Origin of the sequence: Shimia sp. NS0008-38b, assembly GCF_040370365.1 — a bacterium.
Taxonomy (GTDB): domain Bacteria; phylum Pseudomonadota; class Alphaproteobacteria; order Rhodobacterales; family Rhodobacteraceae; genus Shimia.
In genome coordinates, this window is sequence record NZ_BAABWQ010000004.1 from 302364 (window position 1) to 316644 (window position 14281).

The window sequence follows — 14281 nt, forward strand, 5'->3', positions numbered from 1 at the left end:
CGAGGTGCCACCCGCAGGGCTTCGGCGACTCTTCCACGCCGGAGCCCACATTTCGGGAGTTCTGCAGCTGTGTTAACCTCTGCAAATTCGCATTTTTCGAACCGTCGCGATACCACCGCAATACAGACGCAATACCGACGTTCGAATGACGACGAATTGCACCGTTAACGTTTAAGCAGACTTCAGGATCGGGCGCGTTTCGCGACCCGCCGACCAGGCCCGCACAGCCTCGCCAAAGGCCTCAAACAAAGGGCGGCTGACAGGGTCGTTGGCAGCATCCCATTCCGGATGCCACTGCACTGACATGGTGAACCCGGGAGCCCCCTCGATATAGATCGCCTCTGGCGTCTGATCTGGTGCGTAACCGTCTATAATGACACGACTTCCCGGACATTTAATGCCTTGACCATGTAGGGTGTTGGTCATCACTTTTTGGGCCCCCATCAGACGGTGAAACGGGCCGTTTTCGCCAAAGGTCACACTGTGGCGCAATTCAAACTTCTCCTCCAGCGTGCCATCAGGCGGCATCCTGTGATTGTCACGGCCCGGCAGGTCTCGAATTTCTGGATAGAGGCTGCCCCCCATGGCAACGTTGACCTCCTGAAACCCACGGCAAATCCCCATAAACGGCTGCCCGCTTTCCACACAAGCACGCACCAAAGGAAGTACAATTGCATCTCGCGCACGGTCAAACTCTCCATGCGCCGCTGTCGCCGCTTCGCCGTACTCTTCGGGATGCACATTCGGCCGCCCACCCGTCAGCAGAAAGCCGTCACACTTGCTCAGCAGTTCTTCGACCGACACGAACCTTGGGTCTGCAGGCACCAACAAGGGCATGCATCCGGAAACCCCTGAAATCGCTTCGGAATTCATGGTGCCACCAGCATGCGCTGGATATTGATCGTTGATCAGGTATTGGTTTCCGATGATACCAACGATAGGTCGCGACATAGAGGCCTCTTTGAATTGCTGCACAGGTTAACATAGGACCTGCACAGCAATTGAGGAACCCCTGATCACATCTCGCCGTTCAGTCCCACGGCCTCGATGCCCGCCATTGCGGCAATTGCATCATTATCAGACGTGTCCCCTGTCACCCCAATAGCGCCTATCACGCGTCCCTTTTGGTCACGCACCAAGACACCACCCGGTACTGGCACAACCTGTCCACCGTAAACGCCATTTACCGCTGCCATGAAATACGCCTGCTGCTCCGCGCGCGCCATCTGGGCTGTGCCCGCCATGCCCAGCATCACAGCGCCATACGCTTTGCCGTGTGCAATTGAAAACCGGCCCGGCGCCGCACCATCCTCACGCTCAAACGCCTGTACATGTCCGCCCGCATCCAGAACCACAACCGACAAAGGTTTCAGTTCCAGCGCACGCCCTTTTTCCAACGTTTTACGAATGATAGTACGAGCCCGTCGCAGTGAGATTGCCATGTGTCTTGTCTCCCAAAAATAAAGGCCGGAGCAACGCCCCGACCTATTTGATGTTATTGATTTGCTTTCAGTTCCAAACGCCGAGCATGCAGCACAGGCTCTGTGTAGCCAGACGGCTGTAGGCGACCTTTGAAGACCAGATCACATGCAGCCTGAAACGCAATCCCGTCAAAACTTGGCGCCATTGGCTTGTAGTGCGCATCGCTGGCATTCTGGCGATCCACCACCGCGGCCATCTTCTGCATCGCCGCCATCACTTGCGCCTCGCTAACGACGCCATGGTGCAACCAATTCGCCAAGCCCTGACTGGAAATCCGACAGGTCGCGCGATCTTCCATCAGTCCTACATCGTTGATGTCCAATACTTTGGAGCAGCCAACGCCCTGATCCACCCAGCGCACCACATAGCCCAGAATACCCTGCGCGTTGTTTTCGACCTCAGCGGAAATTTCCTCATCCGACAGATTTTCGCCAGCCATCACCGGCACCGTCAGCAGATCATCTAATGCACCACGTGCACCGCCCGCTTTGATCTCTTCCTGACGCGCCAAAACATCGACTTCGTGATAATGCGTCGCGTGCAGCGTCGCCGCCGTTGGCGATGGTACCCATGCACAGTTGGCACCCGATTTCGGGTGGCCAACTTTCTGCTCCAGCATCGCGCCCATCAAATCCGGCATCGCCCACATGCCTTTACCAATTTGCGCTTTGCCTTGCAGACCACAGGCCAGCCCGATGTCCACGTTGCGATCTTCGTACGACAAAATCCAAGGTGTGGTTTTCATCTCACCTTTGCGCAAGAAGGCACCTGCCTCCATCGAGGTGTGGATCTCATCACCGGTGCGGTCAAGGAATCCCGTGTTGATAAACGCCACGCGGGATTTGGCAGCCCGGATACACTCCTTGAGGTTCGCCGAAGTGCGGCGCTCTTCATCCATGATCCCCATCTTCACCGTGTTGCGCGGCAGACCAAGAATATCCTCCACTTTGGCAAAAATTGCATCCGCGAAAGCCACCTCTTCTGGGCCGTGCATCTTTGGCTTCACCACATAGACAGAGCCATGCACCGAGTTGCCACTCTCACGTTTCAGATCATGCATTGCGACCATCACGGTCACAAGCGCGTCCATCAGGCCTTCGCCGATCTCATTGCCGTCCCGATCCAAAACCGCCGGGTTGGTCATCAAGTGGCCAACGTTGCGGATAAGCATCAACGAGCGGCCTTTCAATGTCGTTGCAGCACCGTCCGTTGCGGTAAAAGTCACGTCATCATTCAGCACACGGGTGAAGCTCTGACCACCCTTGGACACCTCTTCAGCGAGGTCCCCTTTCATCAATCCCAGCCAGTTTCCGTAGGCCACCACTTTGTCTTCCGCATCCACGCAGGCGACAGAGTCTTCGCAATCCATGATGGTCGACAACGCGCTTTCCAGTGTGATGTCGTTTATTCCGGCTTTGTCCGTGGCACCAATATTTTCACCAGAATTCACTTCAACAATGACATGCAGACCGTTGTTTTTCAAAACAATACGCGAAGGAGAATCTTTATCTCCGACATATCCAACAAAGGTGTCGGCACGCTTCAGTGCAGGTGAAAACTGCCCGCCTGTAATTTTCAAGCTTGTGGCGTCAGACCAAGATCCGTCTGCAAGCGGTACAGTCCGGTCCAAGAAGTTGCGCCCCCACGCGATCACCCGATCACCACGCGCGGAATCATAACCCTCGCCGTTGGGAAGATCGCCCATGGCATCGGTGCCATACAGCGCATCATACAGGCTACCCCACCGCGCATTCGCAGCGTTCAATGCAAATCTTGCATTGGTGATCGGAACAACCAACTGAGGCCCAGGCAAAGCTGCGATCTCAGGATCAACGTTGTCCGTTTCAATCGAAAACGCATCGCCTTCCGCAACGAGGTATCCAATCTCTGCCAGAAACGCCTTATAGGCCTCCGCGTCATGCGGCTGCCCTTTACGCGCCAAATGCCAGCCATCAATTTTTTGCTGGACCTCTTCTCGCTTGGCGAGCAACGTCCGGTTCTGCGGCCCAAATTCATGCGCCAAAACGCTTAGTCCTGCCCAGAAATCATCCTCGGAGACACCGGTGCCGGGAAGCGCCTTGTCGACAATGAAATTGTAGAGTTGCGATGCAATCTGCAAACCGTGTTGCTCAATGCGCGTGGTCATTGGGGAGCTCCCTTTTCTCTGGCTATGTTTCTCAATTAGAGCATGAGTTTCCGATAGGCAACAAAATTGGTTATCTTTTTTTACCAAAGAGATTTTCAACTTTTCCAACACAATCTCTATGGTTTTCACGTTTTTCTAGTCAATGGGTTTCTTCCCTTGCGAGTGGCGACGGATGAATTACACCAAACGGAGAGACTTGATGGAGAGCCCTATGAAAGACGCAGCACCACAGACGATCTACTTGAAAGACTACACGCCCTTTGGGTTTGCTGTGGAAAGTGTGTCGCTGACGTTTCGCCTTCATCCGACGGCCACGCGCGTGATCTCAAAAATCCGCTTCACCCCGATCCCCGACGCATCTGACACTAGGTTTTTCCTTCATGGTGAACAACTTAAGTTGATTTCCGCCAAAATAGACGGCGTTGAGATCAACACAAAAATGGTCGTGGGTGGACTGGAAGCGGATGTGCCCGATGTCCCATTCACATGGGAAACAGAGGTTGAAATCAACCCACAGGCCAATACCGCGCTTGAGGGTCTGTACATGTCCAACGGCATGTACTGTACGCAGTGCGAGGCGGAAGGGTTTCGCAAGATCACATTTTATCCTGACCGCCCTGACGTAATGTCGGTCTTTGACGTGAAAATTGAGGCCGATGGCGACAATACACCCATCATGCTCTCAAACGGAAATGGCGTGGAATTAAGCAAAGCGCGTGCGACATGGTCCGATCCATGGCCAAAGCCGGCATATCTTTTTGCCTTGGTCGCCGGTGAATTGATCGCCCATCGCGACACCTTCACCACGCTCTCCGACAAGCAGGTGCAATTGGCCATTTGGGTACGCCCCGGTGATGAGCACAAATGTGCCTTTGGTATGGAAGCCCTGAAAAAATCGATGAAATGGGACGAAGATATCTATGGTCGTGAATATGATTTGGACGAATTCAACATCGTTGCTGTGGACGATTTCAATATGGGCGCAATGGAAAACAAAGGGCTGAATGTCTTCAACTCTTCATGCGTTCTCGCTTCTCCTGAAACAGCGACGGATGGGAATTTTGAGCGCATCGAAGCGATCATCGCACATGAGTACTTTCACAATTGGACCGGCAATCGCATCACCTGTCGTGACTGGTTCCAACTCTGCCTGAAAGAAGGCTTGACCGTGTTTCGCGACGCGCAGTTCACTGCGGATATGCGCTCAGAACCCGTGAAACGGATAGATGACGTTATCACTCTAAGGGCCCGGCAGTTCCCCGAGGATCAAGGGCCGCTTTCCCATCCGGTACGGCCCGAAAGTTTTCAGGAAATCAACAACTTCTACACAGCGACCGTCTATGAAAAGGGCGCTGAAGTCATTGGGATGTTGAAAACACTGGTCGGTGACGAGGCGTATTCACAGGCGCTCGATCTCTATTTCATGCGCCATGATGGACAAGCTTGCACGATTGAGGACTGGATCGCAGTCTTTGAGGAGTCCACAGGTCGTGATCTGAACCAATTCAAGCTCTGGTATTCTCAATCCGGCACACCAGAGGTCGCGGTCCGCGAAGCTTACGACGGCACGACATTCACGCTGCATCTAAGCCAATCCAGCGCCCCAACTCCGGGTCAGAGCCAGAAAGCCGCGCAGGTTATCCCAGTGGCCGTGGGCCTGCTGAACGACAATGGCGACGAAATTCTGGCCACACAAGTGCTCGAACTCACGCAAGAAGAACAAAGTTTCACCTTTGAGGGCCACGCGTCGCGCCCCATCCCATCCGTACTGCGTGGCTTCTCAGCACCCGTGACCTTGAGACAAGACATCGACAACACCCGCCGCGCTTTCCTTCTCGCGCATGACACCGATGCTTTCAACCGTTGGGAGGCTGGGCGCGATTTGGCACGTGATAGCTTGTTGGGCGCAGTCCTTGAGGGCACGCCGCACAACACAGCCTATTTGCAAGGCCTGAAGGCCGTTCTGAGCGACGAAACGTTGGATCCAGCTTATCGCGCGTTGATGTTGGGGCAGCCATCCCAATCCGAGCTCGCAAGTGAGTTGCATAAGATGGGCCATACCCCTGACCCAGCAGCAATACACACCGCCAGCGAGGCGCTTCGTCGTGCCAAAGCAGAGGCTTTCGCGGATCTGTTGCCTGGGCTCTACGCGGACAATCAAGTCGCAGGGACCTTCAGCCCAGACGCGGGTCCTGCCGGTCAGCGTAGCCTTGCAAATGCAGCCCTTTCCCTACTAACACGGCTGGACCAAGGGAAAACCGCTGCGCAGCAATATGCATCCGCTGACAATATGACCTTGCAGCTCGCTGGGCTCAGCGCACTTCTGGACGCAGAAAAGGGCGAAGACGCACTCGAAGCGTTTTACGACCAGTGGCAAAACGACCGGTTGGTGATCGATAAGTGGTTCTCCATGCAGGTGATGCATGCCAAACCTACAGCATTGACCAAAACGGTAAGAAAACTCTGTGATCACCCTGATTTTGAATGGAAAAATCCAAATAGATTCCGCGCCGTCATGGGCATGTTAGCTGCTCATCATGCTGGTTTTCACCACGAAAGCGGGGGCGCCTATGAGCTTCTCGCCGACTGGTTAATCCGACTGGACCCGGTCAATCCGCAGACCACAGCACGCATGTGCGCCGCGTTCCAAACATGGAAACGCTACGACCAAACGCGACAGACTATGATCCAAGGCCAGCTAGAGCGCATCGCATCTCAAAACGGGCTTAGCCGCGATACAACCGAAATGGTCACTCGTATTTTGGAGGGTTAGACATGGCAGAAACACTACTCATCACAGGTGCAAGTACGGGTATCGGTGCGGCCACAGCCCGCCTTGCGGCCGTGGCTGGCTATGATCTGGCCATTCACTACCGAAAAGATATCGCTGGCGCAGAGCGCGTCGCTCAAGATGCAAAAGATGCGGGCGTGCGCGCCAAGTTGTTTCAAGCAGATGTGGCAGATCCGACTCAAATAACGTCAATGTTCGCTGGCATTGATACCACGTTTGGCACCCTTACCGCCCTTGTAAACAATGCTGGTATCGTAGATTTGGCAGCGCCCGTCACGGAGCTCTCTCACGCGCGACTAAAACGCATGTTCGATGTCAACGTCATCGGTGCCATGTTGGTCGCCAAAGAAGCTGTGCTGCGCATGCAGAGGGCGGGAAAAGGAGCCATCGTGAACGTAGGCTCTGTAGCCTCTCGTACTGGGTCCGCCAATGAATATGTCGACTACGCGGCCTCTAAAGCAGCCATAGATACGTTCACCAAAGGCCTTGCTGAAGAAGTTGCCGTGCAAAACATCCGCGTGAATTGCCTGCGCCCGGGGATCACGGACACTGAAATTCATGCCAAAGGCGGCGCGCCGGACCGCGCGCAGAGGCTGGCCCACAAAATTCCCATGCAACGCGCCGGGACCGCGACCGAAATTGCCCGTAGCATTCTATTTCTATTGTCCGACGAAGCCTCCTACATCACTGGGGCAACGCTCGATGTGTCCGGGGGGCGATAAATTTGGCTGATCTGGAATTTGCATCGCAAGGCCGCAGCCGCAAAAGTGTGGCATCGCTGTTGTGCGTCGCTGGCGCCCTACTCGCGTTGCTTTTCGTAGGGACACACTGGGGAGTCGTCGCCTTTTTGGCGTTGTTTGCCGTGCCGAATCTGGTCGACGTACTGTTCAATCCCAGTGCGACGTTCCTGATTGATGACACAGGACTTCACTGGAAAAATGCCACGCAAGAAGCAGACATCGACTTTGCACGCATCATTTCGGTGAAAGTTTTTACCCGCCTGAACGTGGCATTTCGCGTCACACTCATCATGGATAACGATGGCAAAGTACGGATTCCAAGGGATGTTTTACCGCCAAGGCAGCAGTTAGAAGCGGCTTTTGCAGACCATAATATTCTCGTGGAACACGAGCGTCTCCGGCTAATCTAAGCCCCATTCTTGCCGCCAATCAGCCCCTACGTCGCCTCATGATTTCAACTTGGTGCCCTTTTTTGGCCTGAAAGCTCTTCCATAATGGGGACAGTGACAGGACGGAGCCATGATGAAACTGTTTTCCAGAAATCGGACTGAGCCGCAGCAACAGCAGTCCCAAAGGCAGACTGCCGCGCTTGCGCCCAATGCGTTGAGCAAACTGAGCCGTGTCCTGACTTCTCCGCGTCCTCAAGCTACAAGCGGCCTCCCAATTGAGGGGAATAAAACGTGTCGTGATCTCCTTGACCGCCTACAGATACCCATAAATGCAGCAACCCCCGACCAAGTCGAAAGCGAACAGGTTCGTGATCGCGGCCAATTTTTGGCTCGCCAAGAACGTTGGGAAGAGCTCGAAGACTTGATCCGAACTCATGATCAGAACCGCGCCTCCACCGCAACAGGCACACCTTTGGCTGAGCTGATGCTGTTTGGTGCGCGTGCTGATGTGGTCCGCGCAGCCGAACATGCGCTCTTGCATGGCCGTCCGGCAGAGGATGCTGATTTCTTTTCCGGCATCGAGGCAATGGAATATTTGCTAGAGGACTATCCGGATAGCTACCCGATGGCCTTGGTGGTTGCACATATGCATATCGACGTGGGTTGGGCCTGGCGTGGCGCGGCATCCAAAGAGGATATTCGAGAACTCAATCGTGAAGCATTTCATGCTCATTTTGACCGAGCGTCTGACATTTTGTCTCGATACTGCCCCAAACAACACCACTCCCCTGCCTTATCCGCAGCGCGCTGTGCTTTGCTTCCTGGCGAACACCAGCCTCTAAACACCCTGTGTTCGGAGTTTGAATCCCTGATCGCCCTAGATCCGCTCAATCCGCGCCACATGCGTGCATTGGGGAATTATCTATTGCCACGTTGGTATGGCGACTTCGATCAACTAGATCTTCAAGCCCGCCGCATTGCCGCACAAACCTATGACATTTGGGGAGCAGGCGCTTATGCATGGGTGTGGTTTGATGCACTATTGGTCGATCCGACCGGGCTGGAAATGCTTGAGATTGAATATTTTATTGATGGGGTAACCGACGCTCTGCAGCGCCGTGGAGACCAGCATTCGGCGAATTTGATGGCGGCACAATTGTATCGCAGCTGGCAGCATGCGCGCGCGCAATATGGTGTGGATGGTCTGCGCGAAGATTTGCCCCCGGCGTTACGTCAGGCGTTTGAGATGGTTGTGCGCAAACATTTGCGGGAAATTCACCCACTTATCTGGGGACATGCTGAAATTGGCTTTGAAAACACTGCGCGCGTGATTTCAAAGGAGCGCTTGTCCGCCAAAGGCAAAGATGTCGCGCTTCAAGCGGTGGCAATGCCGTTTATGAGCGGCCTACAGGCTGGGCAAACCGTGTATTTCACGCCCGAAGGCATCACTCAGGTGAACCCTTAGCTCACTGCCCCCTTGCTCCTTACTTCGCGCTGGCCTAGAACGCAGACCAGCCTGATATCTAAGGAGCGTGAGCGATGCTCGACCTGACATACGAAACCCCCAAACCCAAAGTGATCGCGGGTGCCAAACATGACTGGGAGCTGGTCATTGGTATGGAGGTGCACGCACAGGTCTCTTCCAACGCAAAGCTGTTCTCCGGCGCCTCTACGCAGTTTGGTGCGGAACCGAACTCCAACGTGGCCTTTGTGGACAGTGCAATGCCGGGCATGTTGCCGGTCATCAACGAATACTGCGTTGAGCAGGCTGTGCGCACCGGGCTTGGTCTGAAGGCAGAGATCCACCTTAAGTCTGCGTTTGACCGCAAGAACTATTTCTACCCGGATTTGCCGCAGGGCTATCAGATCTCCCAACTCTACGAACCTATTGTTGGTGAAGGGGAAATCCTTGTCGATATGGGGCCGGGTGTGGCGCGTTTGGTGCGGATCGAACGTATCCACCTAGAGCAGGACGCTGGCAAATCGGTACACGACATGGACCCCAATATGTCCTTTGTCGACCTGAACCGGACCGGTGTGGCGTTGATGGAGATTGTCAGCCGCCCCGACATTCGTGGCCCAGAAGAGGCTGCGGCCTATGTCACAAAGATGCGCCAGATTTTGCGCTATCTGGGCACCTGTGATGGCAACATGCAAAACGGCAATTTGCGTGCCGACGTAAACGTGTCGATCTGCCGTCCGGGTCAGTACGAAAAGTACATGGAAACGCAGGACTTCTCCCACCTTGGCACCCGCTGTGAGATCAAAAACATGAACTCCATGCGCTTTATCCAAGCGGCGATCGAATATGAAGCCCGGCGGCAGATCGCAATTGTTGAGGCTGGTGGCAGCGTCGATCAGGAGACGCGCCTCTATGATCCTGACAAAAACGAAACCCGCTCTATGCGTTCCAAAGAAGAGGCGCATGACTACCGCTACTTCCCTGACCCCGACCTGCTCCCACTGGAGATCGAACAGGGCTGGGTAGATGACATTGCCAAGACGCTCCCGGAGCTGCCGGATGAGAAAAAGGCGCGGTTTGTCAAAGACTTCAACCTATCTGAATATGACGCATCCGTGCTGACTGCGGAGGCCGAAAGCGCCGCATTCTTTGAGGAAGTTGCCCAAGGCCGCAATGGAAAACTGGCCGCCAACTGGGTCATCAACGAACTGTTTGGTCGTCTGAAAACAGAAGATCACGACATCACGGAAAGCCCAATTTCCCCGGCCCAGCTGGGCGGCATCATCGAGCTTATTTCCAGTGACGTGATCAGCGGAAAAATCGCCAAAGACCTGTTTGAGATTATCTACACCGAAGGGGGCGATCCAGCGCAAATCGTGGAAGAGCGCGGTATGAAACAGGTGACCGACACAGGCGCAATTGAGGCCGCTTTGGATGAGATCATCGCCGCCAACCCCGCGCAGGTGGAGAAGGCAAAACAGAACCCAAAACTGGCGGGCTGGTTTGTTGGTCAGGTGATGAAAGCCACCGGTGGCAAGGCCAATCCCAAGGCCGTTAACCAATTGGTGGCGCAGAAGTTAAACGGCTAAATCGCTCGTCGGTTTTGCGTCTGTATTACAGTGTTATCGCGTCGGTGCAAAATCCGGCGCGTTTCGCGTTTTTGGCGTTAACTTTTCAACGGCAGAGACCGCATCGTTGAAGCACTTTTGGGAACGGCAGCTAAGCGCAGTAAGCTGAGTTTGCACAGTATTGCGAACGGCCCAAACCTCCCGTTCATGAACTTTGCGGCGAAAGGCCGCTTCGAACCCATAGCGGGCGTCATCTTTGGACACCAAAAGAAGACCATGAGCTAAAGGGGGTATCCCGGCGGCAGTTGGATGGACCTAAAGCGCGAAGCGATCTTGAATGTTAGCTATGGGTTCCCGAAGCGACCCGAGCTGTGCGATTGTAGGTCGTTTTCGATACCGGTCTCTTGATTTCAAAACGGGTCGATGCAACCGTAGCGGTTGCAACGTGATGGCGGGACGGCGCATTGGGAAAGATTTCATATCAATCGACAAATCTGCAAAACATTCAAGCGGGAGAACTACGCGCCAAATTTAGCGCGGCGGGTGACCGCATACTCCGGTATTATATGGATTTTCGTCACGTTGTTCTTGATCTGCACAAAGAGTTGAGCGCCCCTGAGATTTCGATCTTACAGAATAAGGTCGACACACTGATGGCGCAGTGGGACAAAAAGTACGAAGCGTACCTCAGAAAGGAAGAGGCGGCATCAGGCAAGGAACTTGCTGATCAAATGAGTACGGATGCGGCGTTCCGCCGTGATCGGTTGGATAATACATTGCGCCATACGCTTTCAGTTGATGACACGGTTGATTGGAATATTCTCAAAGACAACTCCAAGTTTGAGCGCGAGAGGTATGCGAGGCAGCCCAAAGAGGAAAGGGTTACGCTGACTGCGCCACCACCTCTCAAGGTCGGCTTCTTTCAGGTTCTATTTGGGCAACGTGGAAAACTTCAAGCGCAGTACGATGCTCAAGTTGCCAACTACACTCGCGAAGTAGAGCGGGTGAAATCCGCAAATGCGAAAGCACATGCCGAATGGGTCGCAGCGCGTGACCAATGGAACGCCGATCAGGATGAGAAAGCCCGCATCTTTGCTGAGGCACAAGACGCCGAGAACGGAAAGGTAGATGCGCTCAAGTCCGCTTGGCAAAACGGTCAACCCGAAGCCGTCGAGGAACATGCTTCGATTGTTCTTGAAGCCTCTGATCACGATGAAGCGGTGCCGAAGCGATGGGAAATTCAGTACAGCCCAGAAACCAAGCTACTTGTTGTCGAGTACATGCTTCCTGCGCCTGAAGATTTGCCGGTAACAAAGTCAGTGCGATACGTGGCGTCAACAGGAGAGTTGAAGGAAACAAACATAAGCGAACGTGATCGCAAGGCGCTTTACGACAATCTATGTTATCAGATTTGCCTGAGAACGATCCATGAGTTGCACGAAGCTGATAGCCCCGGCAACATTGAAAACATCGCATTCAACGGTTGGGCCGATACCATTGATCGTGCAACTGGTCAGCAGGTCACTGCTACTGTCCTTTCGGTCATGACAAGCAAGAGCGACTTCCTGCAAATCAACCTTGGGCAGGTGGACCCCAAGGCTTGCTTCAAGTCCTTGAAAGGCGTCTCAGCGGCTTCGCTTGTTGGGCTGACGCCGATTGCACCGGTCATCGAACTTGAGAAAACGGACAAGCGGTTCGTTGAAGCGAGAGCCTCTCAGGTCGCTGCCGATGGAACTACGAATTTGGCGGCAATGGACTGGGAGGAATTTGAGCATCTTGTCAGAGAACTCTTCGAGAAAGAATTTGCTTCAAGAGGTGGTGAAGTGAAAGTCACCCGATCAAGCAGCGATGGCGGCGTTGACGCGGTTGCATTCGATCCTGATCCAATCACCGGGGGCAAGATCGTCATTCAAGCCAAACGGTACACTCGTACTGTCGGGGTCGGCGCTGTGCGCGATCTATTTGGAACGACGATGAATGAGGGAGCGAGTAAGGGCATTCTTGTCACAACGGCTGACTACGGGCCTGATGCATACAAATTCGCATCCGGTAAGCCGATCACTCTGATGACCGGTTCCCATCTTCTGCATCTTTTGGAGAAGCACGGTGTCAATGCCAAGATCGACATCAAGGCGGCAAGGGCTGAAATGGGAATGGGTTCATAGCCTAAAACTCACCGAAACGGGCAGCTATTCAAGTTAATCACTAGAATTCGCAAGAAATTGGGTCGACAACGCAGTCACACGGAGAGAAGTAATTGACCGTATCCTTAGAAACCACGCAGATAATAAGATCTAAAGCGGCGGCAGAATGGCCAGACGACTTTGAGATGCAGCGCGACGTTATTGAAGAGCAAACGGAAGCTGCTGAAAAAATGTTCCACTATCAGCAGAATTTGGACACGACAAACGAGATTGTTGACACCTGTTTGCGCAAGTCTCTTTCGGAGTGGCCCAACGACTTTTCGATGCAAGTTCATGTCTTTGAGGGGCAGATTGATGCTGCTTCAAATTTTTTTGAATATGAGAACCCAAAGGTAAATCAAGAGGTGCTTGAAGGTATCAAGACCAAGGCCTTTTCGGAGTGGCCTGATGACTATGAGATGATGTTGCACGTCTTGATTGAACAGGTTGCGGCTTGGGAAGAGTTGTACGGCTGAAGGCCATAGGCCCACACCAGTTAGACTGATGGCGTTCAAGCAGGCTTTCTAACCTTTTCAACCAAGCTCTACAGCCGCAATACTAGCTAAGCTGACTTTCAAACAGACCGCAGCGAGAGTCCGCTTACCGCCCTTGGTGACGATAGACCATGTCTGCTTTGGGCTGGAAGCAGACAGCGGCTGTCACCGCACCGCCCTCTTCCGACCCGTTTCAGCGCTTAACCCGGAAAGATCTTTTTGAAGTGGGCGTCAAAATAATCCCACGTGTAGACCGCGCTGTTGCCGGCATAGCCTTCGTAGTAGGATTTGCCGCTTGTCGTGGGCAAGCCCGCCCAGATCTTGGCAAGGTTGAGCATAAAGTCGGCGCGCGGCATGTCGGCGGCGAGGAAATCGCTCAGCCCTGCCTCTTCTAACAGCTGATGTGCCAGCTGGTCCTGCACCTCCGGGCTGAAGGGCTTGTTGAGTGGCACCGCCTGATGGCGGACGAGACGGCGCAGGGTGGCGGGGATGAATTGATAGCGCCCGATGGCATGGGGCTGTCCCGGGGTGGCGTCAATCCACTGATAGAGCTCTTCGATTGTCATATCGGTTGGCCGCTTGGCCGGTCGGATCCGGGCACCGTGCTGCACAGCATCATACCCGGCCTTGCCTGCCTCCGCTCCCGCAATCAAGGTCATAAGCTGCTTGGCGGCAGACGGCAGGACTTGGATCGGCGCAAAGAGGCCGCCGCTGGCGCGACCGCGAAACAGGCTCGCTGCCCCGGGGCGCAAGGCGACGGCACCACGGCTGACATCGGCGCCGGAGGGCTGCGCAAGCGCCGCCTGTTGCGGCACAAGGGGGGCGGCATCAGTGAGGGAGGCACGCTTCACAAAGAAGCCATTCTGGAGCAGCGAACCATTTTTTGCCTGCACATCGGGGGCCGTGAGGCAGAGGATCAGGAGACTGAAGCGCAAGGATGCGTCAATAGGCATTGGAACCGGCTTTCTGCTGGCGGGGTGTTTCATGCGCAATATGCGGACATAGGCTTGATAAACCGTTTACCGA

At 54.3% G+C, this 14281-nt stretch carries 11 protein-coding genes; 7 read left to right on the forward strand and 4 right to left on the reverse strand.

Going from position 1 to position 14281, the window contains the following annotated elements:
* Positions 1 to 171: 171 nt before the first annotated feature.
* The 3 genes from ABWV47_RS18220 to ABWV47_RS18230 form a co-directional block, all read right to left on the reverse strand.
* Positions 172 to 951 (reverse strand): gamma-glutamyl-gamma-aminobutyrate hydrolase family protein, encoded by a 780-nt coding sequence (locus tag ABWV47_RS18220; protein ID WP_353314489.1) that lies wholly within the window; start codon positions 949 to 951, stop codon positions 172 to 174.
* 65 nt (positions 952 to 1016) lie between these two features.
* The gene (locus ABWV47_RS18225; RefSeq protein WP_353314491.1) at positions 1017 to 1442 is read right to left on the reverse strand and encodes a GlcG/HbpS family heme-binding protein; all 426 of its coding nucleotides are present in this window, start codon (positions 1440 to 1442) and stop codon (positions 1017 to 1019) included.
* Positions 1443 to 1495: 53 nt separating this feature from the next.
* The gene (locus ABWV47_RS18230; RefSeq protein WP_353314493.1) at positions 1496 to 3628 is read right to left on the reverse strand and encodes a malate synthase G; all 2133 of its coding nucleotides are present in this window, start codon (positions 3626 to 3628) and stop codon (positions 1496 to 1498) included.
* A 211-nt stretch (positions 3629 to 3839) separates the two neighbouring features.
* On the opposite strand from ABWV47_RS18230, the gene pepN reads away from it, so the two are divergent.
* The 7 genes from pepN (at position 3840) to ABWV47_RS18265 (ending at position 13237) form a co-directional block, all read left to right on the forward strand.
* Complete coding sequence (gene pepN, locus ABWV47_RS18235) at positions 3840 to 6401, forward strand: aminopeptidase N (protein ID WP_353314495.1); 2562 nt, start codon at positions 3840 to 3842, stop codon at positions 6399 to 6401.
* Positions 6402 to 6403: 2 nt separating this feature from the next.
* Positions 6404 to 7141, forward strand: coding sequence for an SDR family oxidoreductase (locus ABWV47_RS18240; protein WP_353314497.1), 738 nt, complete (start codon positions 6404 to 6406; stop codon positions 7139 to 7141).
* 2 nt (positions 7142 to 7143) lie between these two features.
* Positions 7144 to 7569, forward strand: a complete 426-nt coding sequence (locus ABWV47_RS18245) for a hypothetical protein (protein ID WP_353314499.1) — start codon at positions 7144 to 7146, stop codon at positions 7567 to 7569.
* A 364-nt stretch (positions 7570 to 7933) separates the two neighbouring features.
* A complete protein-coding gene (locus tag ABWV47_RS18250; protein ID WP_353314501.1) occupies positions 7934 to 9013 on the forward strand; it encodes a hypothetical protein in 1080 nt (359 codons plus the stop codon).
* 74 nt (positions 9014 to 9087) lie between these two features.
* Complete coding sequence (gatB, locus tag ABWV47_RS18255) at positions 9088 to 10599, forward strand: Asp-tRNA(Asn)/Glu-tRNA(Gln) amidotransferase subunit GatB (RefSeq protein ID WP_353314503.1); 1512 nt, start codon at positions 9088 to 9090, stop codon at positions 10597 to 10599.
* A gap of 632 nt (positions 10600 to 11231) precedes the next feature.
* Positions 11232 to 12743: a restriction endonuclease gene (locus ABWV47_RS18260; protein ID WP_353314505.1), complete on the forward strand. Its 1512-nt coding sequence runs from the start codon at positions 11232 to 11234 to the stop codon at positions 12741 to 12743.
* Positions 12744 to 12835: 92 nt separating this feature from the next.
* Complete coding sequence (locus ABWV47_RS18265; RefSeq protein ID WP_353314507.1) at positions 12836 to 13237, forward strand: hypothetical protein; 402 nt, start codon at positions 12836 to 12838, stop codon at positions 13235 to 13237.
* 218 nt (positions 13238 to 13455) lie between these two features.
* Here ABWV47_RS18265 and ABWV47_RS18270 read toward each other — a convergent pair whose 3' ends face one another.
* Complete coding sequence (locus ABWV47_RS18270; protein WP_353314509.1) at positions 13456 to 14241, reverse strand: hypothetical protein; 786 nt, start codon at positions 14239 to 14241, stop codon at positions 13456 to 13458.
* Positions 14242 to 14281 lie beyond the last annotated feature (40 nt).